At 43.9% G+C, this 26,776-nt stretch carries 16 protein-coding genes; 7 read left to right on the forward strand and 9 right to left on the reverse strand.

The window, feature by feature from the left end; translation table 11 throughout:
* The first annotated feature begins 11 nt into the window (after window positions 1-11).
* Both NQ544_RS02020 and NQ544_RS02025 read left to right on the forward strand, forming a co-directional pair.
* A complete protein-coding gene (locus NQ544_RS02020) occupies window positions 12-2,894 on the forward strand; it encodes a DNA methyltransferase (RefSeq protein WP_006846413.1) in 2,883 nt (960 codons plus the stop codon).
* A gap of 8 nt (window positions 2,895-2,902) precedes the next feature.
* The gene (locus NQ544_RS02025; protein WP_006846414.1) at window positions 2,903-6,151 is read left to right on the forward strand and encodes a DEAD/DEAH box helicase family protein; all 3,249 of its coding nucleotides are present in this window, start codon (window positions 2,903-2,905) and stop codon (window positions 6,149-6,151) included.
* Between the two features lie 134 nt (window positions 6,152-6,285).
* On the opposite strand, the gene NQ544_RS02030 is transcribed toward NQ544_RS02025, so the two are convergent.
* Window positions 6,286-6,645: a HepT-like ribonuclease domain-containing protein gene (locus NQ544_RS02030; RefSeq protein WP_006846415.1), complete on the reverse strand. Its 360-nt coding sequence runs from the start codon at window positions 6,643-6,645 to the stop codon at window positions 6,286-6,288.
* Window positions 6,629-6,937 (reverse strand): nucleotidyltransferase family protein, encoded by a 309-nt coding sequence (locus NQ544_RS02035; protein ID WP_006846416.1) that lies wholly within the window; start codon window positions 6,935-6,937, stop codon window positions 6,629-6,631. The genes NQ544_RS02030 and NQ544_RS02035 overlap by 17 nt, the downstream gene beginning before the upstream one ends.
* A 465-nt stretch (window positions 6,938-7,402) precedes the next feature.
* Between NQ544_RS02035 and NQ544_RS02040 the strand changes: the two genes are divergently transcribed.
* Window positions 7,403-8,563 carry an MFS transporter gene (locus NQ544_RS02040; RefSeq protein WP_040552695.1) on the forward strand — a complete coding sequence of 387 codons (1,161 nt, stop codon included), beginning with the start codon at window positions 7,403-7,405 and terminating at the stop codon, window positions 8,561-8,563.
* 276 nt (window positions 8,564-8,839) lie between these two features.
* Here NQ544_RS02040 and feoB read toward each other — a convergent pair whose 3' ends face one another.
* The 4 genes from feoB to NQ544_RS02060 form a co-directional block, all read right to left on the reverse strand.
* Complete coding sequence (gene feoB / locus NQ544_RS02045) at window positions 8,840-11,371, reverse strand: ferrous iron transport protein B (RefSeq protein ID WP_006846419.1); 2,532 nt, start codon at window positions 11,369-11,371, stop codon at window positions 8,840-8,842.
* 244 nt (window positions 11,372-11,615) lie between these two features.
* Complete coding sequence (gene secA, locus NQ544_RS02050) at window positions 11,616-14,954, reverse strand: preprotein translocase subunit SecA (RefSeq protein WP_006846421.1); 3,339 nt, start codon at window positions 14,952-14,954, stop codon at window positions 11,616-11,618.
* Between the two features lie 223 nt (window positions 14,955-15,177).
* Entirely contained in the window at window positions 15,178-15,537 is a 360-nt protein-coding gene (locus tag NQ544_RS02055; protein WP_006846423.1) for a hypothetical protein, read from the reverse strand.
* Between the two features lie 67 nt (window positions 15,538-15,604).
* Window positions 15,605-16,882, reverse strand: a complete 1,278-nt coding sequence (locus tag NQ544_RS02060) for an Lnb N-terminal periplasmic domain-containing protein (protein ID WP_050758568.1) — start codon at window positions 16,880-16,882, stop codon at window positions 15,605-15,607.
* A gap of 165 nt (window positions 16,883-17,047) precedes the next feature.
* Here NQ544_RS02060 and bamG point away from each other — a divergent pair, with 165 nt between their 5' ends.
* The 4 genes from bamG (at window position 17,048) to NQ544_RS02080 (ending at window position 22,655) form a co-directional block, all read left to right on the forward strand.
* On the forward strand, window positions 17,048-18,328 hold the full coding sequence (bamG, locus tag NQ544_RS02065) for a BamG family beta-barrel-assembly machinery protein (protein WP_006846425.1): 1,281 nt from the start codon (window positions 17,048-17,050) through the stop codon (window positions 18,326-18,328).
* 43 nt (window positions 18,329-18,371) lie between these two features.
* Window positions 18,372-19,037: an LPS export ABC transporter periplasmic protein LptC gene (lptC, locus tag NQ544_RS02070; protein ID WP_006846426.1), complete on the forward strand. Its 666-nt coding sequence runs from the start codon at window positions 18,372-18,374 to the stop codon at window positions 19,035-19,037.
* Between the two features lie 19 nt (window positions 19,038-19,056).
* Entirely contained in the window at window positions 19,057-20,328 is a 1,272-nt protein-coding gene (locus tag NQ544_RS02075) for a hemolysin family protein (protein ID WP_006846427.1), read from the forward strand.
* Window positions 20,329-20,504: 176 nt separating this feature from the next.
* Window positions 20,505-22,655 (forward strand): peptidylprolyl isomerase, encoded by a 2,151-nt coding sequence (locus NQ544_RS02080; RefSeq protein ID WP_006846428.1) that lies wholly within the window; start codon window positions 20,505-20,507, stop codon window positions 22,653-22,655.
* 121 nt (window positions 22,656-22,776) lie between these two features.
* On the opposite strand, the gene NQ544_RS02085 is transcribed toward NQ544_RS02080, so the two are convergent.
* From NQ544_RS02085 to rfbA, 3 genes are all read right to left on the reverse strand, one after another.
* Complete coding sequence (locus NQ544_RS02085) at window positions 22,777-23,205, reverse strand: BT0820 family HAD-type phosphatase (protein ID WP_006846429.1); 429 nt, start codon at window positions 23,203-23,205, stop codon at window positions 22,777-22,779.
* Between the two features lie 83 nt (window positions 23,206-23,288).
* Complete coding sequence (locus NQ544_RS02090) at window positions 23,289-25,832, reverse strand: GumC family protein (protein ID WP_006846430.1); 2,544 nt, start codon at window positions 25,830-25,832, stop codon at window positions 23,289-23,291.
* A gap of 64 nt (window positions 25,833-25,896) precedes the next feature.
* Entirely contained in the window at window positions 25,897-26,772 is an 876-nt protein-coding gene (rfbA, locus tag NQ544_RS02095) for a glucose-1-phosphate thymidylyltransferase RfbA (protein WP_006846431.1), read from the reverse strand.
* Window positions 26,773-26,776 lie beyond the last annotated feature (4 nt).

The following is a 26,776-nucleotide window of genomic DNA, read 5'->3' on the forward strand; positions in this document are numbered from 1 at the left end:
AGAAATAAACAATGACACAATACGAACAGAAATTTAGAGATATACTTGCAGAAATACTGCAACTCGACCAAGCCGAACTCGACTTTGGTATATATCGCATTATGAATCAGAAGCGTAAGGATATCGAGGCGTTCTTGAACAATCGCCTTGTTCCTGAAGTTACAAAGATTTTGAAGGCTCAAACTGCTGCAGGAACTGATATTTCTGCCATGGAGAATGAGGTATTTTCTCATTTGGCTAAATTCTTTAGCCGTTATTATGAGGGTGGCGATTTTATCTCTAAACGTCGCTATAAGGACGATGCCTATGCCATTCCTTATAGCGGTGAGGAAGTGAAGTTGTATTGGGCAAATGCCGACCAGTATTACATCAAGACTTCTGAGTATTTCAAGAATTACTCGTTCGTGTTGCCGACCAGCCGTCGTAAGGTACACTTTGTTCTTCGTGATGCGGATACTGAGCAGAACAACAACAAGGCTGCCAACAATATGGAGCGCCGTTTCCAACTTTGTGAAGAGGACTGTATCGCAGAGGAAAATGATGAGTTAAATATTTTCTTTACTTATGAATTGATGCCGAAGACTACCAAGCAGGATGCACTTGTCAAGGATGCTGAGGCTAAGATTATTTCTTCGTTTACAGAAGGAAAATATGCTGACTTTGCGGAGTTGGTTAATGAAAAGATGCCAACAGAAAAGAATAAGGAACGCACTTTGCTGATGAAGCATCTGCAAGACTATACGGCAAAGAACAATTTTGATTATTTCATCCACAAAGACTTGGGCGTTTTCCTGCGTAGAGAACTTGATTTCTATATCAAAAATGAGGTGATGTTCTTGGATGATTTGGATGCCACTCATATCATGGAGCATTTGGCACAAGTGAAAGCCATCAAGTTGGTAGGAGAGAAGATTATCACCTTCCTTGCCCAGCTCGAAGACTTCCAAAAGAAGTTGTGGCTCAAGAAAAAGTTTGTAGTCGGTTGTGATTATTGTATCACACTCGACCGAATTCCTCGTACCCTTTACCCAGAGATTATTGCTAATGATGAGCAGCGTAAAGAATGGGTTCGCCTCTTTGCCATCGATGAAATCAAAGGGGATATGATGACCGAGGGCTATAGTGAGCCATTAACAGAAAAGTTCCTGGAAGACAATCCGTTCCTTGTGCTTGACACTAAGTTCTTTAGTGCCGAGTTCAAGCATAAACTTGTGGGAAGTATGGAGAAAGTAGATGAGGAGTGTAATGGATTGCTGATTAATAGTGAGAACTTCCAGGCTTTGGATTTGTTGCAGGAGAAGTATAGAGGAAAAATAGGTGCAGTTATTACCGATCCTCCATACAATACAGGTGGTGACGATTTCTTGTATAAAGACAATTACGCCGATTCCTCTTGGTTGTCTTTAATGTCAGAAAGATTAAAACTTTCATACTCTTTGATGCGAGATAACGCATGGATTTCTCTTAACATAAATGATATTGAATTATATAATTTAGTGAATATGATGTCAATGCAAGATTGGAGCAATATTAACCAAATTTGCGTAAAGATGTCGCATCTTAGTGGAATGAAGATGTCACATATTGACAAAAAAATACCAAAGATAAAAGAACAAATAGTTACTGCAACAAAAGGGAGTGAATCTACATTGAATCCTATATATGAACCTTGTAGTTGGGATGATGTTTTTAGTCGTTATGTATCTTGGATGGAATTTAATAATTCTGATAATCCTAAAGATTGGACAAAAACTACAGTCCGTGCAAAAGCTAAAGAGTTTGGAGTGGACTGTAATGATAAAGCTAGTTTTGACAAATTTAGAATAGATAATGCTTCTTGTATCTTTAGAACCGCTGTAGATGATGCTGTTGCAAATACCCCCAAAGATGGTTTAGTTAGAAGAATTACAACAGCGCAAGGACTGCAAAAATATATTCTAAATGGTGAAGATGTGTTGTTTGCCTCATCTTATATGAAACCTATTGAAGAGCATCTTATGCCAGTCCAACCTAAAGGAGATATTTGGACCGACATAGGTATTAACAATGTGCATAATGAGGGTGGAGTTCAACTTCCTAATGGAAAAAAGCCAGTTAAGTTATTTGAAAGATTAATTAAAATGCTTTCTAATGATGGCGATTATATTCTTGATATTTTTGCGGGATCTGCTACTATTGTTCATGCTTGTTTAAATTCAAAGTCTAGCCATAAGTATATAGCTATTCAAAGTGACTATTCATATTTTAATGAGAAGACGTTACGACGAGCAGAAAATGTTATCTATTCTTCTGAATGGAAATTAGACAAGCCTGTTTCCCGTAAAGGCATTTCTCAATGCTTCAAGTACATCCGTCTGGAGCAATATGAGGATACCCTAAATAATTTGCAGCCGAAGAACCAGCGACTCGACTTCGATAACGGGAATGGCAAGGGAGATTTCGAGGAAACCTATTTCCTCCGTTATATGCTCGATACTGAAACCAAGGGAGATCTCTTTAACCTGGAATGGTTTAAGAATCCGTTTGCCATGTCTATCAAGACAACCAAGGATAATGAGTTGGTAGATACCCATGTTGATATGGTGGAAACCTTCAACTACCTTATCGGTCTGAATGTAGAGACGCTCCGTTATCCTAAGGATGGCTACTGTGTGGTAGAGGGAACTACCCATATCGGCAACGAGCGAACCTTGGTGATTTGGCGAGATTGCGAGAAGGTGAGCAACGAAGACTTGAATGAATTCTTCCGTAAGCAAGCCTACTGCACCACAGACTCAGAGTTCGATAAGATTTATGTAAATGGTGATAATACATTACCGAATATCAAGACGGATGAGGAGCATTGGAAAGTAGTACTCATTGAGGAAGAATTTAAGAAGAGAATGTTTGAATAGGTCTTATTATGGCTAAGAAAATACAGAAGAAAGGAAAACTGCAGCAGGCACTGGTCCTGTTTCATTATATCTTGCAGCTGTTTGGCTGTAAGGACTTGGAGGCTTTGTCTCGTGACCTCAAGGATCCTGCATACGAAGGATTGAATGATGACCACGAGTCAAAACTCTATCATGAGCTTTGTCATAAGCTCTATGCTACAGGTCCTTTGTCCATAGAACAGTTGTACTTTTACGACCAGCATATCGTGAAGTTTACTGATGAGATTAACGAGAAGCGAAGTGAACCAATCAAGTGGAAGTACTTCCAGTATCTATCCCTCTTGTTCACGGAAATCTATCTCGACCAGTATTTCAGTAATCCGCAGGCTCTTTGCGACAACCTGAATCGTTTTCTGCATGATGACTTCAATCATCGTGCAGAAACCTGGCACGAGTTGCCCGACTTTACGGTTGATGACTTGAATAAGTTGGCTTATTGGAATGCTACCGGTTCGGGCAAGACTCTGCTGATGCATGTCAACATCAAGCAATATCAGGAGTATGCCAGGATTCATCATGCCAAGAAACTCAACCGCATCATCGTATTGACTCCGAATGAAGGATTGAGTCGTCAGCATTATGAAGAGTTGAAGGCTTCTAATATGGATGTTGCTATGTTCAGCAAGCAGGGTGTTGGTGGTTTGTTTCAAGGCAAGGCTGTAGAAATCATCGACATCAATAAATTGGCAGATAAGGATGGAGATAAAACTGTAGCTGTTGAGGCTTTCGAGGGCAACAACCTAGTATTGGTAGATGAAGGTCACAAAGGTTCCAGTGGTGATGTCTGGATGGGGTATCGCCAGAAGTTGACCGAGGAAGGCTTCTCTTTTGAGTATTCCGCTACCTTTGGTCAAGCCATTTCTGCAAAAAGTAATGCCAAAGACCGGAAGGCGATGTTCGACCAATATGGTAAGGCAACACTTTTTGATTATTCCTATCGTTATTTCTATGCCGATGGATATGGCAAGGATTATCGTATCATGAATATGAACGACTGGAATGATGATGATTTGCTCAATATGTATCTCACGGCATATTTGCTATGTCTTTATGAACAGACTAAAATCTATCAGAGTGATGTGCGGATTCATAACAGGTTTCTGGTGGAAAAGCCATTGGGAATATTTGTGGGAAGTAGCGTAAAGGCTGTGAGCAAGGAAAATAAGAATCAGGTATCGGATGTAACTCAGATACTCTTGTTCTTGCAGGATTTTATCCGGAATCGTACAGAGTTTTCAGGTTATATCCGTCGTTTGCTCAGTTCGGAAGATGGATTGAAAACAAAGAATGGTTATTCTGTATTTGGCAACTCTTTCCTGGCGCTTAAAGGTGGTTATCTCGTAGAAGATGACAAACAGAAGTTTGCCGAGAACATCTACGATGCTATCCTGCGGAATCTTTTCCACTCCAATATCCATGGTGCCCAACTTCATATCGATCTTCAAAAAGGAGGTTTTGAGGAGATTGGATTGAGAGTAGGAAGTACTAAGGATTATTTCGGGGTCATCAATGTGGGTGATGGTAAGGAATTGTTGAAACTCTTGCAGGATAAAGGATTCCTTTGCGAAACGAAAGCATTCGGAACTTCCAGCCTCTTCAATAATATCAATTCTCAAGATTCAACTGTCAACATCCTGATTGGTTCCAAGAAGTTTACTGAGGGATGGAGCAGTTGGCGAGTTTCCGTGATGGGTCTGATGAATGTGGGACGCAGCGAAGGTTCTGAGATTATTCAGCTTTTCGGTCGTGGTGTTCGTCTGAAGGGATACAGATATTCCCTGAAGCGAAGCAAGATGCTGGATGCCTGCTATCAGGACGAGATGATTCCAAAGAATTTGTCAACCATAGAGACTCTGAATATCTTTGGCGTGCGGGCTGATTATATGGAAGCCTTCAAGGCATATTTGGAGGATGAAGGTTTGCCAACCAATGAGATAGACTATGAGAAGATTGTCATTAAAACCATTAAGTCTGTTGATTTAGATGCTCTTCATCTTTCATTGCCGAAAGTCGTAGATGGCTATAACTTCAAGAAGTCTGCCGTGGTGGAACCTGCCGATGAAAGCCTGATGAAAAAGGTGAATGTAAAACTGGACAAATATCCAAAGGTGGATTTGTTGAGAAGCAAGAATGTTCAAACTGCTAATGCTGCAAGTCGCTATATAGGTATTTTGGGACAGGAGCATCTGAATTGGATAGACTGGACGGAAGTGTTCTTTGCCTTGCAGGGTATGAAGGCAGAGCGAGGTTGGTATAATCTGGAATTGCGATTGGAAGACTTGAAGTATCTGATGGCAAATCCTTCCTGGTACGAATTGTCAATTCCTGAAGACCGTTTGAACTTTCATGATTTTGGAAAGAATGTGGAGTTGTGGCAGGATGTTACAATCAGTCTGCTCCGTGGCTATATGGATATGGCTTACAAGAAGGCCAAGTCGAAGGAAGAGCAAAAGCATCTGAAGGAGACACGCGTTACCTATTATAATATAGGTATGCCTGATGAATATGAAATAGAGGTTCGTAACGACCTGCTTAATGTGATGAATCATTTGAAAACATTGCAGGAGCAGGTGGAGGCCAATGAATTTGGTAAAGACTTGGTTCTTGATCCTCCTTATTTCAAGGCTTTGAATGTGGAGGAACATCTGTATAAGCCTTTGGTCTTTCTTGCAGAGAAAAATACCAATGGTAATCGTCCTTATGTAGATGTTGTAACTGGTGAGCCAAAGTTGAAGGTGTCTCCTGTGGCATTAAACTTGGGAGAACAGAACTTTGTTACTTCTTTCCATGAATATTGTAAGGCTCGTCAAGACGATGTGCTGGCTGGTAAGCAGGTTTATCTGCTTCGCAATGAGAGTAAGAGGGGGTTGGGTTTCTTTGAAGCAAACAACTTCTATCCTGATTTTATCTTATGGATATTGGATGGAGAGAAGCAATATATCACCTTCATCGACCCGAAAGGTATTCGCAATCTTAAAGGATTGGAGGATGATAAGATTCAACTCTTCAAGTATTTACAGACAGAAGTGGCTTCTCAGTTGGGCAACGCTCATCTGATGTTGAACAGTTTCATTATCAGCAATACGCCAATGGAGCAGGTTGAGTTTTGGTTGAAGAATCCATTTGAAAAAGGTGAATTCCAAAAGAATCATGTGCTGTTTAAGGATGATAAAGGCTATCTGGAAACGATGGTTGATATGATTTTGCAGTATATGTAGGAAAAAGTTTTTCTATTTTATTGTCACATCTGCCACGCAGATTGTAAATAATTGATACACAGAAAGAAATGGGTGGCAATAAGACGTGTTCTTGTTGTCACCTATTGCCACCTATTGCCACGCCTTGTTCTTGCTTATTCTTCTGTAAACTTCTCAGAATCAAGAAGTTGCTTGATTTGCGGCATCAAAACAGGAATATCCTTCTCTATGATATTCCAAAGCTGTTTTGGTTTAATAGTATAGTATCCATGCACCAAAACATGCCTTAAACCTATCATTTGCTCCCAAGGAATCTCTGTATGTTTCGCTCGAAATTCCTTTGTAAGCATATAAGAGGCTTCACCTATGATTTCTGCTAACTTGACGAAACCATAAAAGATAATAGGATCGTCTTTAACTGCATCAAATGTGTACTTGTCTTTTGAGGCAAGTAAATCATTGCAAGCTTGGAGAATATGTTCAAGCCTTCCTTTGTCTTTAACTTTTTCTCTCATAAATCAATATTTTATCTCGGTTTGCTGATTTTGATGCAAAAGGAAGAAGACAGTCCTCTTCTATTAAATCTACAGGGCGCTTGATAATCTTTTTGAGATTTACCATGATTCCAGAGATATCGAACAGAGACATGGAGTCACTGTCTTGGTATCTTACCAACAAGTCAACATCGCTCTTCGGAGTTTCTTCACCACGAGAGCATGAACCAAACAGCCAAGCCTTTTCTATGGGCTGGCTAGCAAGATACTGCTGTATCTTGGGTATCATTTCTTGTACATTCTTGCTAAGCATAAGCGATACAGTTTGATTTATGTTGCAAATATAATCTTTTTTATCGGCTTTTCCAAACTTTTTATAAAAAAAGTGAACTTTTTAAGCCTTATTGCTAAGTAAAGGCAGAGTGTCTACTATTTCAGTTTTATGAAAGTGATGGTGTCTACCTTTCTAGTTTATAAAGTAAAAAGTGTCTACTGAAATCAGGAACAGTCACGATAAGGTAATGCCCGCTAGTGCCCAAGGCGTTGGGCAAATTTACCCAACTACCTTGGGCATCTTTGCTCATCGCCTTCTGGGCGAAGGCGGGTAGGGTTGGCATCGCCAGAGTGAGGGCAAGTGCGAAGGTATGGCAAAAAACTCAAACGGCGCAACATTTATTGTTCAAATATCAGTCTTTTTCTGTTTTTTTTTTGTAATTTTGCAGCCGCTAATAGAAAAGAGTATTTATAATAGGTATTATTATTAAGGATGACAGTCAGTTTGAGTAATTTAAGTGATTTGGCGCGCAAGCGAGTGGCGGTTGCGGCTTATTATTTTGTGCCGGGAGTGGTGTTTGCCAGTTGGGCAAGCCGTATTCCGGATGTAAAACAGATGTTGCATCTGAGCAACGGCCAGTTGGGAACGGTGCTTTTCGCCATTCCTATCGGCCAACTTCTGATGATGGCTTTCTCGGGTATCCTGGTGAGTAGATTTGGCAGCAAGAAGATGCTGGTTCTCTCTGAGGTGCTCTATGTCCTGGTTCTTTTCTGCATCGGTAGCAGTACTACGGTTTTTCATCTGATTTTGAGTCTTATTGCTTTCGGAATGATGGCGAATCTGATGAACATTGCCACCAATACGCAGGCATGTCTGGTAGAGAAGATGTATGGGCGCAACATCATGTCATCGTTTCATGGTCTGTGGAGTCTGGGTGGATTCTCCGGTGGTATCATCGGTGCCATCTTTGCCAACACTTTGCTCCCGATAGATGTCCACTTTGGAACTATCCTGGCTCTGAGTATTCTCATCATTGCTGTCGGTTTCCGCTTTCTGATTAATGATGCCATGGCGAAAGCAGAAGAGGAGGATGTTCCGAAGTTTTCTTTCAAGACCATCGACCCGATTCTGTTCCTTTTGGGACTGATGGGATTTGCAGGCATGTTCTGTGAAGGTACCGTTTACGATTGGAGTAGCGTATATTTTTCATCAGTAGTAAAACCCGATGAGGCTTTTATCCGTGCGGGCTATGTGGCTGGTATGGGTGCGATGACGTTGGGTAGATTCATGGCTGATGGGTTTGTTACGAAATACGGTCCAGCCAGAGTATTGAAGGTTTGTGGTGGTTTGATATTGGGCGGTTTGTGGCTGGCTGCTGCCTTGCCTTATCTCATTCCTGCCACCTTGGGTTTCCTGCTGGTAGGTTTCGGCATCTCTTCGTCGGTTCCTATCTGTTACAGTATCGCCGGAAAATTGGGAACCATCAAGGCGAGCATCGCCATTACCATCGTTTCGAGCATCAGTTTCTTCGGTTTCCTGGTAGGACCTCCGGTTATCGGATGGCTTGCTGAGGCTACCGGTCTCCGCATTGCCATCAGCATTGCCGCCTGCCTGGGTCTGATGATAGCATTTGTTGCCGCAAAGGTAGGAAAGAGATTATCCTGAATAAGGATACGGTTGATGTCTTCTAATGATATGATTGATGTCGTTCAGGTATATGACTGATAACGTTCTAGTATATGACAAAAGTCTTCCGAACAGTTACTTGTAGTCTTTCAGATATATAGAATAAGTCTTCTGGAGATATTATATAGTAAGCCGCACAACAGCTGATGTGCGCTTGCACAACAGGTGTTGTGCGAGCGTCGCTCAGGTGTTGTGCGGCTGTCGTTCAGGTGTTGTGCGCTCTCTTTGTTTGTTTTCTTAACGCAGACACCTTTATTAGATAAACAAACTTCCTATCTGGAAGACCAGGGCTGATACTACCCATGCCAATAGCGTGGTGTAGCCGGCGGCGAAGCCTGCCCATTTCCAACTGCCCGTCTCGCCCTTGATGGCGGCGATGGTGGCGATGCAAGGGAAGTAGAGCAATACAAAGAGGAGGAAACAGTAGGCGGTGAGCGTTGCCTTCGCTGCTGCCTCGGCATCGCTGTAACCGTAGGTCTTTTTCAGGTCGGAAGTCATCTGCTTCTTCAAGACTTCGTATTTTCCGTCTTCATCGTTGTAATCCTGATCATCAGAGAAACTGTCGTTGTTGCTGTAGAGCACGCCCATTGTTGAGGCTACAATCTCCTTGGCACCCACACCGGAAACCAAGCCCACATCCAGTTTCCAGTCGAAACCCTGTGGGGTGAAGATAGGCTCGATGGTCTTACCGATTCTGCCGATATAGCTCTGCTCCTGCTGTGCCTGGGTATCAAGTTCCTCATTGTGAGGGAAGTAGCCCAAAGCCCAGACGATGATACTTGCCACAAGGATGATACCACTCATCTTCTTCAAGTACTGCTTACCCTTTTCCCAGGTATGTCGGCCTATCGCCTTCCAGGTAGGGAAGCGGTAAGGAGGCAGCTCCATAACGAATGGGGTATCTTCGCCCTTCACCACGAAACTGGCAAAGATGCGGCTCAGAATAACGGCTAGGAAGATGCCGATGAGATAGAGCGATACCATGATGAGCGAACTGTATTGGATGGCAAAGAACGTTCCGATGACCATGATGTAGATTGGCAGACGAGCAGAACAGCTCATCAATGGCAGAATCAGCATCGTAATCAGACGCGAACGGTGACTCTCGATGGTTCTTGTTGCCATCACGGCAGGTACGTTACATCCGAATCCCATAATCAGCGGAATGAATGATTTGCCATGCAGACCCATCTTGTGCATCAGCTTGTCCATGATGAAGGCGGCACGAGCCATATATCCCGAATCCTCCATATAGGAGATGAAGAAATACAGAATCAGAATCTGTGGCAGGAACACGATCACGGCACCTACACCACCAATCACACCATCTACCAGCATATCCTTCACTGGTCCATCCGGCATCGTATTGCTGATGAACTCGCCCAGCCATGCCACGCCGTCCTCAATCCATCCCTTAGGAATCTCGCCCAGTACGAAGGTGGCTGAGAACATGATGAACAGCAGGAGGACGAAGATCGGGAAGCCTACATATTTATTGGTCAGGATGCTGTCGATGAGGTGGGTTACCTGATAGGTATCCTTTGCCTTGCCCGGTTCATAGCCTGCTTCCTGCAATGCGCCATGGATAAAACCGTATTTGGCATCCATGATGGCGGTTTCGCTATCCTCCTGGCTCTCTTCCTTCACACGTTTGGCTGCCTCATCACGGGCTGCGAAGATTTCCTTTGCAGAGTTCAGATGGCTTACGTATTCCTCAGCATGCTTATCATTCTCCAACAACTTGATGGAGAGGTATCGGGTAGAGTAGCGTTGGCGGATGGAATCATCTGCCTTCAGATATTTCTGGATATGCTCGATACCATGTTCTATCTCATGTCCGTGGTTGATGTGGATATGGCGATAATGAGCGCTGGAATCTTCCTTGCCTTCGTAGAGTTCGATGATGGTCTCGAAGAGCTTGTCCACGCCTCGGCCATTGGTGAAGACGGTAGGAATCATCGAGATACCGAAGAGTTCGCCCAGTTTGTCGTAGTCGATGTTATCGCCACGCTTCTCGGTTTCATCAAACATATTGAGGGCGCAGACCATGCGGATGTGCATATCTATCAACTGTGTGGTGAGATAGAGATTGCGCTCCAGGTTGCTGGTGTCGATGACGTTGATGACGATATCCGGCGTATGCTCGATGAGCTGCTTGCGCACATAGAGTTCTTCTGGCGAATAAGCCGAGAGGGAATAGGTACCCGGCAAATCTACCAGATTGAAGTGGTAGCCGTTGAAATCGGCTTCGCCCACCTTGGCATCCACGGTTACACCGCTATAGTTGCCTACGCGTTCGTGAGCACCCGAAGCAAAGTTGAAGAGGGAAGTCTTGCCGCAGTTTGGATTTCCCACCAGTGCCACGTTGATGACGCGGTGGAGTCTTTCTGCTTCCTGTTCAGCCAGGGCTTCGTTGCTGGCATTGTCTTTTCTTTCAGCCACGAGCATCTTGTCGCCGAGCGCCTGCTCGTCGCTATCGTTGGAATCTACTACTTTAGAGGCAATTACCTGTTGGCGGTCTTCTTCTTCCGCCTTACTGAGCTTTGCATCGTTCTTGGCTTCATCAATGGAAACCACCTCGATATGGTCGGCTTCGCTGTGTCGGAGAGACACCTCGTAACCCATAATCTTGTATTTCACTGGGTCCTGGAGTGGGGCGTTAAGGAGTACATCTACCTTCTTGCCCTTGATGAATCCCATCTCGATGACTCTCTTTCTGAAGCCACCGTGTCCTGATACCTTGACGATAACGGCGCTTTCACCTGTTTTAAGTTCTGATAATTTCATATATCTTTCCTTGTTTTAATCTTGTTCTTTTTTGGGGGCATGACCTCATGGTCAGCTCTTTTTTCTTTTCGACTGCAAATATACTAATAATTTTTTGCAACTTGGTAGCAATCATGTAGTTTTAAAACAAAAATACCTAGAAATGATGAGAGTATCATCAAATCTAGGTATTCTTATCATTATTTCTGATGGTGAATGTTCTTATACCTTATTATATATATAAGAGCATCATCATTTTCTGTGATTACAGGTTTCTGCCGTGGCAGTTCTTAAACTTCTTGCCGCTTCCGCATGGACATGGGTCGTTAGGACGTGGCATGCGCTCTGCACGGTAAGGAGTGCGGTTTACCTGTGCGCCCTCTCGGGTATCCTGGTTAGCAGCTGCCTCCTGTGCCTCACGCTCTGCATCCAAATCTACCTTGCTCTCTACATAGTTCTGCTGAGTGTGCTGCTCAGGAGCTGCCTCCTGAACTGGCTGCTCTTGCTCCATTACTGGAATCTGACCACGCATCAGGATACTTGCAATACGGTCGTACATGTCATTGATCATGGCATCCCAAACCTTGGCACTCTCCAACTTGAAGATGAGGAGAGGATCCTTCTGCTCGTAGCTTGCATTCTGTACAGAGTGCTTCAGTTCGTCGAGTTTGCGGAGGTTCTCCTTCCAGTCGTCATCGATAATCTGGAGAACAATGCTCTTCTCAAACTCCTTCACTACGTTCTTAGCCTCGCTCTCGTATGCCTCCTTGAGGTTGCAAGGAATATTGTACATGCGCTTGCCGTCTGTGATAGGCACCATGATGCGCTCGTATATAGCACCCTGGTTTTCGTATACCTGCTTGATGATAGGCAAAGCTGTAGCCTGGATGCGGTCTGTCTTACGCTTGAATGTAGCCATAGCCTCCTGGAAAGCACGCTCTGCCAAATCCTCACGTCTGCCGTTCTCATACTCATCCTCGTTGAATGGAATCTCCATAGCGAGAACTTTCAGGAACTCTTCCTTGGCACCGAAGAAGTCGTTGTTGTTAACGATGTTCAATACGCGGTCCCAGATGATGTTGGCAATATCCATACCGATACGCTCACCCATGAGGGCGTGGCGACGCTTCTCGTAGATAACGGTACGCTGACGGTTCATCACGTCATCATACTCCAAGAGGTGTTTACGGATACCGAAGTTGTTTTCCTCAACCTTGCGCTGAGCACGCTCGATACTCTTGCTGATCATTGGGCTCTCGATACGCTCGCCATCCTCGAAACCGAGACGGTCCATTACCTTGGCGATACGCTCAGAAGCGAACAGACGCATCAGCTTATCCTCCAATGATACATAGAATACAGAAGAACCTGGGTCACCCTGACGACCGGCACGACCACGGAGCTGACGGTCTACACGGCGGCTCTCATGACGTTCTGTACCGATGATGGCAAGACCACCTGCAGCCTTTACCTCAGGAGTCAGCTTGATATCGGTACCACGACCTGCCATGTTGGTAGCGATGGTTACGGCACCCTTACCGTTTACTGAGCGACCTGCCTCGGCTACAATCTGAGCCTCCTGCTGGTGCAACTTAGCGTTCAATACATTATGAGGAATGTTGCGCATCTTCAACATCTTGCTCAACAACTCAGAAATCTCGACAGATGTCGTACCTACCAAGACTGGGCGGCCAGCATTACGTGTTTCCTCGATTTCGTCGATAACTGCACGATATTTCTCGCGGGCAGTCTTGTATACGCGGTCATCCAAGTCCTTACGCTGGATAGGGCGGTTGGTTGGAATCTCAACAACATCGAGTTTGTAGATATCCCAGAACTCACCAGACTCTGTACTTGCTGTACCGGTCATACCTGCGAGTTTGTGGTACATACGGAAGTAGTTCTGAAGTGTGATGGTAGCAAAGGTCTGTGTAGCAGCCTCTACCTTTACGTGCTCCTTAGCTTCAATAGCCTGGTGCAAACCATCGCTCCAGCGACGGCCTTCCATGATACGTCCTGTCTGCTCATCCACAATCTTCACCTGTCCGTCCATGACAACATATTCGTCGTCCTTATTGAACATGGTGTAACCCTTCAGGAGCTGCTGCAAGGTGTGAACACGTTCGCTCTGTACACCATAGTGAGCCAGCATCTCGTCTTTCTTGTCAAGACGCTCCTGGTCGGTAAGGTCTGTACGTGCCTCGAGTTCACTCATTTCTGTTGTGATATCAGGCAATACGAAGAGTTCCTTGTCGTTTACCTGCTTAGCCAACCAGTCGGTTCCCTTATCGGTAAGGTCGGCAGAATTCAGTTTCTCGTCTACTACGAAGTACAATGGCTCAGTAGCCTTAGGCATCTCACGGTTGTTGTTTGCCATGTAGTACTCCTCGGTCTTCAGCAGACCAGCCTTGATACCTTCCTCAGAAAGATACTTGATCAATGGCTTGTTCTTAGGCAATGCCTTGTAAGAACGGAAGAGTGCGAGGAAGCCTTCATCAAGGAGTTCCTGATTCTTAGCTTTTGTACCTTCGTTAATCTTCTGCTTAGCCTCGGCGAGCAATTCTGTAGCCTGCTTGCGCTGTACCTCATAAAGTTTCTCAACCAATGGCTGATACTGCTCAAACATCTGGTCGTCGCCCTTTGGAATAGGACCAGAGATGATCAATGGGGTACGGGCATCATCAATCAACACTGAGTCGACCTCATCGACGATGGCGTAGTTGTGCTGGCGCTGTACCAGATCGGCTGGGTTGGTAGCCATGTTATCACGAAGATAATCGAAACCGAACTCGTTGTTGGTACCGAAGGTGATATCTGCCAGGTATGCCTTGCGGCGCTCGTCGGAATTAGGACGGTGCTTGTCGATACAATCTACAGAGAGACCGTGGAACATATAGAGAGGTCCCATCCACTCAGAGTCACGCTTAGCCAAATAGTCGTTCACGGTAACGACGTGAACACCATTGCCAGTCAAGGCATTCAGGAAGATAGGTGTTGTACCTACAAGGGTCTTACCCTCACCGGTAGCCATCTCGGCAATCTTACCCTGATGGAGAACAACACCACCGAAGAGCTGTACATCGTAGTGAATCATTTCCCACTTCATATCATTACCGCCGGCTGTCCAGTGGTTGTGATAGATAGCCTTGTCGCCATCGATGGTAACGAAGTCGTTAGCTGGATTAGAAGCCAGCTCGCGGTCGAAGTCGGTAGCAGTAACTATTGTTTCCTCGTTCTCAGCGAAACGGCGAGCAGTATCCTTAACGATAGCGAAAACCTGAGGCAAAACCTCGTTGAGGGCTTCCTCATACTTGTCGAGTGCTTCCTGCTCTAACTTGTCGATCTGGTTGAAGATACCTTCACGCTCATCGATAGGAGTGTCTTCAATTTTTGCCTTGAGTTCAGCAATCTTAGCCTTCTCTTCCTTGGCGTACTCCTGTACGTACTTCTGAAGTTCTTTTGTTTTTGCACGAAGTTCGTCATTGCTTAAGGCCTGCATCTTAGGATACTCTGCCTTGATCTTTTCTACGATTGGCTGGATCAACTTCATATCGCGAGTTGACTTGTTGCCAAACAATGACTGGAGAATTTTGTTAAAGTTCATTGTATATTTATTTTTTATTATTATTCGAAATATAGGAGTTAAAGAAGTTAAGGAGTTAAGACAAATGCTGCTCTGTCAGTCCTTTTTTCCTCTTCTGCTTTTTCCTGTTGTTTATTACTAGCTTGCAAATTTACTAAAAATATCTGTAAATCTGCAAGGAATTGCCAATTATTACCTGTTTTTATGGCAAATCTTCTGAGTTTAGCTTACAGAAAGCATAAAATCAGCAGTCTGGACCTCGAATAACAATACTCCCATACGGAACTTTGTATCTATGCTCCGTAGGGGAATCATAATAAATATGTGAATGAATGCCTGTCAGAATGTCAGAAGAATGGGCGGCAAGTGTTGCCGACAGGATAGGATGATGCGTTGCGATGCTCTCATCTTCTGATGCCGCTTTGATGGCTTTGAGCACGCAGAGAATGTCCTCCTCCAATGCCTTCGCCTCCGGTTGCTGGATGAATTCATCGTAGGATATATCCGTAAGCGCAAACTTCAGCGCCTGCTGATAAGTCTGCGCCTCCATGCCGGTTGCCGCCAGAACGACCAAAAGGGCTGTGATATATCTGTTTACCATCATTGTTGTTTATCTTCTTCTGTTCGGAAACAATGTTGTGCCAATCGTTTCCTTACGTATATTTTAATGTCTATTTATTCTTTCTGAATTTCTTTACGATATGCTTCTGCAAGCCATAATTGTTTGGACTTAAATCCATCATGGTCGACTTGACGCAGTATCTCGCTAGCAAAGTAAGTGCCAAAATACTCATACCCTCAGCATAGTTCTGCCATATCTGCATGAACAGGGCAATGAGCAGAAGCCATCCCAGGAGTTCGAAATACCAATACTGACGACCTGCTTTCATCCTCTTGACAGTTTTCCAGGCAAAGATGAGGTTGAGCGGATTCAGTATCAGAATCTGGAAATTTATCTGTACAGTAGGATGCTGCGAGAAGATCATGGTAAAGAGAATCAGTCCCGGTAATCCTGTCAGAACAAGCAGGATGGCATCAAACCACCAGTAGTTTTTCTTTTTTATACATTCTCTTACCGTTGTTCCTATGATGATGATTGCCAGGGCTATGGCTATCATTTGTGGTGTAACAGGAGCATCGTCTGTTATTTGTACCTGGGCTGGGATAATATCGGATGTTTCATCTACCAGAGTGATATAGCCGCTGGCACTTGTTGCATTGGTCTTGCCGTCTGAAGTCTGAGATGCATCAATAAAGTCGGTTCTTCCTTCTGTGGCAAAGTCTTTGCTCAGATTGTCTGGCAAGAATTCCCATTCTCTTTGTGTGATAGGGCGGTCTGCCTGACAACCCAAAAGAAGGTCATTGCCGAATCTTGCCCAGCGGTGCTGTCCGTTGAGCTTGTGAATCTCTTCCCTGTAGGTAGAAGCGGTAGGGATATCTTTAAAGTTGGTACTCTGGTTCCCAAGGTTGGAGAGAATCATCTCGCGTGCCCGGGTCGTACAGTTGTCATAGAAGAAATTGTAGCGGTATACGCGGTTCTCCGGCTGTGCATTCTTGTCGATGCTTCTCAGAATTCCCAGTTTCTCTGTACGGGAGAGGCGGAGGCGCTGCTGTCTTACCCATCTGCCTTCATGTGCATATTCGGCAATGAAGTCGCTCATCGGGTAGATGCCGATCTGATAATCGGTGAGTCCGAAAACAAAACGGAGTACGAAGCAACTTTGGTTAAAACTGAACATACCCCAGTTGACGGCAACATCCGTTCCCATAGCTTTGTTCTGGATGCGTAGAGCGGTATGTCCATAATACGACCACACCTCCTGACCTGGTCCGCAAGTCAGGAGAGAAATGTCAACAGAATCGAGCCACGCAGTAGCTTCTTCATTGACACGACTGTTCTGCACAGAAATATCAGAGTCCTTGTCTCTTGAAAAATCCTGTGCAGCCACTTCAGTAGTTAAATTGATTAAAATTACTGCTAAAATGGCACTAAAAATATGCTTAAAACGTTTCACGATGCAAAAATACCTTATTATTTTCAATTATCCTTCTTTTTTCTAGATTTTTTTTAATACTTTTGCACTCTGAATATAATTTTGAATGATTATTAAAGAATGAGAAAGCTTTTTTTAGCAACCCTTTTGTTGGGTTCCGCCCTTATGGTTAATGCCCAAAGTGGTACTAATTCGCCATACAGCCAGTATGGTCTTGGCATCTTGTCAGACCAGACTTCTGGTTTTAATCGCGGTATGAATGGAGTCGGTCTCGGCTTTCATGAGCATAATCAGGTAAACTATTTCAACCCTGCATCTTATGCTTCGATTGATTCGATGACTTTCATCCTTGATGCCGGTATCTCTGGTCAGGTGACAAATTTTGAAGAGAATGGTGTGAAGAAAAATGCCAACAACTCAAATTTTGAGTATGTTGTTGCAGGTTTCCGCTTGCTGCCACATGTAGGTATGAGCTTCGGTATCATTCCTTTTACCAATGTTGGCTATAATTATTCTGCATCAGAATGGGTGAATGCTGACAAGGAAGCTTACTATACTAATACTTATTCCGGCGATGGTGGTTTGCATCAGGCATACATCGGTGCGGGTTGGGAACCGGTCAAGGGCTTGGCCGTAGGTGCCAACTTCTCATATCTCTGGGGTAGTATAGACAGAAGTGTATCAAACAGCTACAGCAATTCTTATTACAAGACCCTCACCCGTTATTATTCTATGCAGGTGAACAGCTATAAGGTTGATTTCGGTGTACAGTATACCCATCAGTTCTCAAAGAAAGATTGGGCTACCGTAGGTGTTACTTTCTCACCAGGACATGGTCTGGGAGCTTCTGCTGATATGAAAATCATTTCTAATGATACCCAGAACGGTGTTACCGATACCACCGCTTACTCTATTGACAAGGCTTATAAATTGCCTACCATGATTGGTGCGGGTGTGATGTGGAATCATAACAACCAGTGGAAGGTTGGCTTTGATTACAGTCTGCAGAAGTGGGGTAGCTTGGGGTATCCTAGTTTCGATGGAACCAACTACGCCTTGAAAAATGGTATCTACAAGGATAGAAGCAAGTTCAATCTCGGTGCCCAGTATTGCTATGGAGAGCGAAGCCGTGCTTTCTTCAAGCGTGTTCAGTATCGTGTAGGTGCCAGCTACGCCACACCTTATTATAAGATGAATGGTGTTGATGGTCCGAAGGAAATCTCTGTAAGTGCCGGTTTCGGTATTCCTATCATGAACTCTTACAACAACCGCTCTATGCTGAATATCAGCGGTCAGTGGGTGAAGAGTTCGGCTAAGGATCTGATTAAGGAAAATTCTTTCCGTATCAATATCGGATTCACATTCAACGAGGATTGGTTTAAGAAGTGGAAGATGGATTAATCTTCCGCTTATATATAATAATGTATAGAATCTCTATATAATAATGTATAGAATAAAAGGCTCTTATGTTGTCGGTATCCTGATGTTCCTGATTTTGGCTAGTTGCCAAAACCAGGTAGAACATACTGCGCCCGCCATCCGTCCGCAAGACTCGGTGGCGATGATGACGTCGTATGGTGTAAATACATTGGTAAGCGACTCGGGAGTTATGAAATATCGCATCGTAACAGAACGGTGGGAGGTGAATACCAGTAAGAATCCATCTTTGTGGATCTTTGATAAGGGACTTTTGCTGGAGCAGTTTGATGAGAAATTCCATATTAATAGTTATATCCAGTGTGATACAGCTTATTATTATGATCAGCAGAAGATATGGAAACTTTATGGTAGGGTGAGCATCCTGACCAAGGATGGTTTGCGCTTTAACAGTGAGCAGCTTACCTGGGACCAGAATAAACACGAATTGTCAAGTAACGTGTTCAGCAAACTTGTTACTCCTGAAAGAACGCTACAGGGTTCTCATTTCTGGAGTGATGAAAAGATGACGCGCTATTATGTGAGCAATTCGAAGGGTAGCTTTGAAAAGGGAGACCTGACAGGAGGAGGTGGTGCTGCCGATACTTTGAGCAGCCAGCCTGATTCTGTCAAGAATAACTTCCGTCAGCCGGCTACACCAGTCAGAGCCACTACGATTCCTATCATGCACTAATTAAAAAGAAAAAGATATAATGAATGAACAGGTGGATATGAGTTTAGTCGTAGGCATTCTCATTTCAATGGTCTTCTCTGCATTCTTCAGTGGAATGGAGATTGCCTTCGTCTCTTCCAACCGTATGTTGGCGGAGATGGATAAGGAGAAAAACGGCCTTACGCAACGACTGTTATCTTTGTTTTATAATCATCCGAATGGCTTTGTCAGTACTATGCTCGTGGGCAACAATATAGCCCTTGTAGTTTATGGTATCCTGATAGCCCGTCTTTTCGACAATACGATTTTCGCAGGTTTTGATGCAGCCTTTACGGTGCCTGCAGATACCATTTTGTCTACGCTGATAGTACTCTTTACAGGTGAGTTTCTGCCAAAGACGCTTTTCAAGTCTAATCCGAACCGCTTGCTTTCTATCTTCAGTCCGGTAGCTTATCTGTGCTATGTGGTATTGTGGCCTATCAGCAAGTTCAGTACTTTCTTGAGTAAGTGCCTGCTGCGTCTGGTGGGGATGAAGATGGATACTGAGGGGGCGGATGAAGGCTTTTCTAAGGTAGACCTTGATTATCTTGTGCAGTCAAGTATCGATAACGCTACCAATGAAGATGAAATTAATGATGAGGTGAAGATATTCCAGAATGCCCTTGATTTCTCCGATACTAAAGTACGCGACTGTATGGTGCCCCGTACTGAGATTCAGGCTGTTGAAATGGATACTTCTCTCGAAGAACTGCAGCAGAAATTCATAGAGAGTGGTAATTCGAAAATCATCGTATATGAAGAGGATATAGACCATATTGCGGGATATATTCACAGTTCCGAACTGTTCCATCATCCTTCACGTTGGCAGGATCATATCCGTACACTTCCTTTTGTGCCTGAAACGATGCAGGCACAGAAACTGATGCAGACTTTTTTGCAGCAGAAGAAGTCTTTAGGTATCGTTGTAGATGAGTTTGGCGGTACCAGCGGTTTGGTGAGTCTGGAAGATATCGTTGAGGAAATCTTCGGTGATATAGAAGATGAGCACGATTCAGCCAAATATGTAGCTAAGAAAACCGATGATGGTGACTATCTCCTTTCTGCGCGACTGGAGATTGACAAGGTGAACGATATGTTTGGTCTTGAACTGCCGGAAAGTGATGAATATATGACCTTGGGTGGTTTGATTCTGCATGAATACCAGAGTTTTCCTAAACTCAATGAGGTGATCAAGTTTGATAACTTCGAGTTCAAGATTATCAAGTCAACATCCCGTAAAATAGAGCTTGTTAAACTCCACATCATCAAATAGCTGAGCGGGAAAAGGGAATTTGTTGCTTTTTTTGAGGTAATAGTCAAAAAAGATAGCAAAAAATTCCCTTTTCTCGTATTATTTTTGTATTTTTGCAGACAATTGGCTACTAGCATCAAAAGTGGTTCAATCTAAACTTAGGAAAAAATAAAAATAATAATAATAATTAAAACGTAATGGCAGCATTAGGAACAATTAGAAAAAGAGGCGTGATACTGGTTTGTATCATCAGTTTCGGCCTTTTCGCCTTTATTGCCGAGGAAGCTTTCCGCTCTTGCGATTCAGCAAAGAATAATGAGCGCCAGCAGATTGGTGAGGTTTTGGGCGAAAAAATCAGCGTGCAGGATTTCCAGAAGCTCGTTGATGAGTATTCAGAAGTTATTAAAATGCAACAGGGTCAGGAAAATCTTCCTGAAGAGCAGATGAATCAGGTGAAGGATATGGTATGGAATACCTACATCCAGAACCAGATTATCGCTAAGGAAGCTAGTAAGTTGGGTCTCACTGTGACCGACGCTGAGCTTCAGGACATCTTGAAGACAGGTACTAACCCTATGCTTCAGCAGACTCCTTTCGTTAATCAGCAGACAGGTCGTTTCGATGCATCTTCTCTCCAGAAGTTCTTGGCAGACTACAAGGCACAGAAGGCTAACCCATCTGCTAACGCACAGATGATGGATCAGTATACCAAGATTTACAACTACTGGTCATTCATCGAGAAGACTCTCCGCCAGCAGACTTTGGCTCAGAAGTATCAGGCTCTTCTCGCCGGTTGCTTCCTGTCAAACCCTGTAGAAGCAAAGATGGCTTTCAAGGAGGAGAATGAAGAGAGCCAGATTCAGTTGGCTGCTTTCCCATACTCTGATATCCAGGATGATAAGGTGAAGATTTCTGAAAGCGATCTGAAGGCTAAGTATGATGAGATTAAGGCACGCTTCAAGCAACCTGTTGAGAGCCGTGACATCAAGTTCGTTGATATCGAGGTTCAGGCTTCCAATGCAGACCGTGCTGCTCTTAACAAGGAATTTGCAGGTTATCACTCACAGTTGGCTGCTGCTGCAGATCCTACAGAGGTTGTACGTAAGTCAGCTTCTACTGTAGCATATCTTGGTATTCCTGTTTCAAAGGATGCTTTCCCACGTGATATCGCTGCACAGCTCGATTCTATGGCTGTAGGTTCTACTTCCGCTGTTAAGGCTAATGCCGGTGACAATACATTGAACATCGTTAAGTTGGTAGCTAAGCAGGAATTGCCAGATTCAGTACAGTATCGTGTTATCCAGGTTGCTGCTAACTCAGTAGCTGAGGCTAAGACTAAGGCAGATTCTATTCAGGGCGCTATTGCCGGTGGTGCTGATTTCGAGGCTATCGCTAAGAAGTATGGCCAGACTGGTGACAAGGCTTGGATGACTACCAAGCAGTATGAGTATGCCCAGTCTATGGATAAGGACAACAAGACATTCATCAATACATTGAATACTGCAGCAGTTAACTCTTTGAGCCAGCTTCAGCTGGGTCAGGGATATGTAGTTCTTCAGGTTCTTGACCGCAAGGCAATGGTCAGCAAGTATACTGCTGCCGTTATCAAGAAGCCTATCGACTTCTCTCAGGGTACTTACCGTACAGCTTACAACAAGTTCTCTAGCTTCGTAAGTGCAAATCCTAAGTCAGAGGATCTCTTGAAGAATGCAGCTAAGGAAGGTTACAAGGTTCAGGACTTGAAGGATATTACAACTTCTGTTCACTATGTAGCAAACATCCATTCTACTCGCGAGGCTTTGAAGTGGATCTTCGATAGCAAGGAGGGTGAGATTTCACCTCTCTATGAGTGTGGTGACAACAACCACCTGTTGGTTGTGGTTCTTGATAAGATTCATCATATCGGTTATCGTGATTTGAATGATGCAGTTGTCAAGGAGACTGTTAAGGCAGAGGTGCTCAAGGATAAGAAGGCTGAGATGATTGAGGCTAAGTTGAACGGTGTTAAGAACATCGCAGCTGCTAAGGCTAAGGGCGGTAAGGTTTCTTCTGTAAACCAGATTACTTTCGCAGCTCCTGTATTCATCGCAGCTACTGGCGCTAGCGAGCCAGCTCTCTCTGGTGCTGTTGCAGGTACTAAGAAGGGTGCTTTCTCTGCTCATGCTGTGAAGGGTAACGCTGGTGTTTATCTCTTCCAGGTTACTAACAAGGCTAATCGTCCTGTTAAGTTCGATGACAAGACATACCAGCAGAAGTGCCGTCAGAAGGCTATGCAGTATGCAGGTAACTTCATGAATGAGCTTTATCTCAACGCTCATGTAGTTGATAACCGCTACTTGTTCTTCTAATTTAGACTAGTAAATTCATTCCAATAAATAAAAAAGGTGTATTGCCAATGAGCAATACACCTTTTTTATTTATTGGGATATCTTTTATCGTATCTATTATGAAATCTTTTGGAGAAGCATTTTATCCGCGGCTCCACCAATGTTTCTTTTTGGGAGCTTCCTGCTGTTCGCCGAACTTCTGTTTCAGTACTCTGCGATAACTGGTATGGTTGGTGATAATCTGATAAATCTCCCCCCAGTCAGGCAAACCGCCGATACCTCGGTCGTCAATGAACCAGTCGGCTTTTAACTTGCGGGAGAAGTGGTTATTGTTCTCCAGACTCTCTTCAGGATAATCCTTGTTTACAGCCCAGAATTCAACTCCTCTTTCTCTACACCATTCTACTGCCTCGTCCAGGAGTTTTCCTTCGCGTACGCTCCATAGAATAAGCTTGTGGTGGTCTCTAATCAACATCTTTAATGTTTCTGTGGCGAAAGGTAGCTCTGTACCAATCTTCGGGTACTCGTGGGTTACGATTGTACCATCAAAATCTACTGCAATTGTTGCCATATAGTCTTAATGTTTTTAAAATCTAAAAGAGTCTTCCTATCTGGATAGAAAGACTCTTTTCTTTGTTGTATGTATGTTCTTAATTACTTCTTGATACTGTTGTCGTTGGCATTGCCATAGTGGCTGTTGCTATAGTTACCATAGCTGCCATACTGGCCGTAAGTTCCATATTTGCCATATTTGCCATATGATCCATAAGAACCATAGTTGCCATATTTACCATATTTGCCGTACTTACCAACACCATAATAGAAGCTGTGCTTCTTCTTAGAGAGATCGACGCCATTGAGTACTAAGCACATGTTAGGCAATTTCTTCTCTTCGTTCAGACCATTGATCATGCCGAAACTAGCCTTTGGAGTATAATCTGCTCGGCAGACGTATACACAGAGATTAGCCAGACGTCCTAGCTGCAAACTGTCGTTTACAAGACCTACAGGAGCTGTATCGAGGATAACATAGTCGTAATGTTCCTTCAACTGACTGATAATGTCGTCAAGGCTTGCTCTGGTTACTAACTCTCCTGGGTTAGGAGGAACAGGACCAGCCATAAGGAGGTCGAGTTTACTGTTGACACCCGAAGAGAGAATCTGTTTCTGAATGTCATCCCATGTATTATGGTCGTGTACAATCAGATTGGTGATACCATTATGGTGGTTGTCAATCTCGAAGAGCTCTGCCAGACGTGGCTTGCGGATATCCAGACCTACCATGATAACCTTCTTGCCCAGCAAGGCGAGCGAGATACCGATATTGGATGCCACGAAAGTTTTACCTTCACCTGATGTAGAAGAGGTAAACATCATCACCTTCTCACCTTCTTTCAGCATAAACTGAATATTGGTACGCAGGCCACGGAAAATCTCCTCCATCAGGTTGTTTACATTCTGGTGAACCACAATATCAGCCTTTCCTTCCTTCTTGGCAGCGTCGCTTGCTACAGGAATATCGGCAATGACAGGTATCTGAGTGAGTTTCATCACGTCTTCATGTCCCTCAATCTTGTACTTGAAGAATTCTCTCAGGAAGAGGATGCCGGCAGGGATTGCAATACCCAGTACCAGTGCTATCAGCATGATGATAGAACTCTTAGGGCTCACCTTTCCTTCCAATGAAGGAGCATCGATAACCTTACCCTTGTCTGCCGTTGCTGCTAGCGAAATGGAGTTTTCCTCACGTTTCTGAAGAAGCATCAGGTAAAGACCAGATTTTACTTCCTGCTGGCGACCAATCTGTGTAAGAACTCGCTCTTGCTCTGGCGAGTTACCTATTTGGCTGGCATACATGGCAGCTTGTTTGGCAATGCTGTTACGCTGGATTTCCATACCCAGCTTAGCCTGGCGCATGGCACGCTTGATAGATTTTGTAAGGTCATCCAACTGGGCTGATAATGGGGTAACAGTTGGAGAATTCTCACTGGCAGAATGCAACATCTGGTTGCGGTTCAGAGCTATCTTGTTGTATTCGTTAATCAACTCTGTTGAACTTTCATCAGTCAGACCTACGTTTGATGGGATAGGCTGATATCTGTTGCCAGGTTCGTTCATGTATTTGCCAAGCTCATTCAGAAGTTCAACCTGTGTGTTAGCCTCCTGGAGTTTCTGGGCGTATGTGTCTGAGTTAGCGATGGCAGCTGTTGCGTTGAGCTTCATCTCTACAACATTGTTACGCTTCTTGTAGCTTTCGAGCTGGCCTTCTGTATTGCCCAGTTCGTTGTTGATTTTCTCCAGACGCTGGTTGATGAACTGTTCTGTGCGGAAAGAAATTTCATTTTTGTCCTCGTTGGCCTGGCGGTTATAAACATTTACCAGAGTTCTCAGATAGTCGATGCTGCGCTGAGGATCTTCATCTTTCATCACCAGTTCGGCTATGGTTGTAGTCTTTGAAGTCTGGCTGACAGTCAGTGCTTTTGTATAGCCCTTAGCCGCCATTTCTGGTGACACGATAATCACCTTCAGGCTCTCACCGTCTTTTAATGCGTATTTGCCGTTCTGAGTGAAGTGGAGGGTTCCTACACGTGTATTGATGCTTGCTGGCAGACCAGCTAAAGTCTTTTCAATCTTTACAGGATCCTTCTGATAGGAAAAGGCATCTACAGGTATGTAGTATGAACCTGTTACCTGATACTGGCTGCCAGTTTTCTCTATAAGAAGCTTGATAGGAGCATTCAGCTTCTTGAGATGAGCCAGGTCTAAGTCAACGCTGACTTCCTGCTCTTTATAGACTAACTGATCCCTGAAGGTTCCTTTATGGTAATAGTTCACGTAGCATTTCATGTCTACTACAGTCTGGTTAGCCAAGTCTTGAGCCGAAAGAATTTCAATCTCATTGTCTATACCATTTGAGTTTGAAATAAAACCGAGGTTTGCAGCATTTTGAATCATGCTGTTACCCATTCCTCTGTTCTTTCTCTGGTCGTCATCCTTTATCAGTACCTTAGCGGTTGCCTGGTATTGCGGTCTTGCATGGCGTATGTAGAGATATCCCAATCCCAAACATACAATGAGTGATAGAACGAACCATTTCCAGTTGAGGATAAGAGTAGAATAAATCAGCTGGAAGTCAATAGATGACTTCTCTTCCTGCTCTTGATCACGTCCCAAATCAAAGTTCTTTGTTTCTTCCATTATTTTATATTCTATTGTGTTTACACCTTTTTATATTCGTATAAGATAAATGATAGAATCTGTGCTATCTGCTTGCCGCTAGTTCTTTCAGATACTGTCCATAACTGTTTTTGAGCATCGGTTGGGCAAGTTTCAGCAACTGTTCTTTGTCAATCCATCCTTGTTTGAATGCGATTTCTTCCAGACATGCTACTTTCAGACCCTGTCTCTTTTCTATGACTTCTATAAAGGTACTGGCTTCCGAAAGGCTATCGTGGGTACCGGTGTCTAGCCAGGCGAAACCGCGCTGTAAGGTTCTTACTTTCAGAGTCTTTTCTGTCAGATAGTGCTGGTTTACTGTTGTTATTTCCAACTCACCTCTTGCGCTAGGCTTGATGTTCTTTGCCACATGCACCACGCTGTTTGGGTAGAAATAGAGTCCTACAACCGCATAGTTGCTCTTAGGCATTTCCGGTTTTTCTTCTATGCTCAGGCAGTTGCCGTTTTCATCAAACTCTGCCACACCATATCTTTCCGGATCGTTAACATAATAGCCAAATACGCTTGCCAGTCCTTCTTCTGCAGCTTTTACGCTTTCCTTGAGTAAACCCGTAAAACCGGCTCCATAGAAAATGTTGTCACCCAAAACCAGACAGGCTGTATCATTACCGATAAACTTCTCGCCAATGATGAAGGCTTGAGCCAGACCATCGGGTGATGGCTGTTCTGCATATTCGAAGTGTACACCCAATTCGCTGCCGTCGCCTAACAGACGTTTGAAACCAGGCAAGTCGAATGGGGTAGATATAATCAAAATCTCCTTGATTCCTGCCAACATTAGCACGGAAACAGGGTAGTATATCATTGGCTTATCAAAAATTGGTATCAATTGCTTACTGATGCCTTTGGTAATAGGGTAAAGTCTTGTACCCGAACCTCCCGCTAATACGATTCCTTTCATATCT

The organism is Segatella copri DSM 18205 (genome assembly GCF_025151535.1).
GTDB lineage: Bacteria > Bacteroidota > Bacteroidia > Bacteroidales > Bacteroidaceae > Prevotella > Prevotella copri.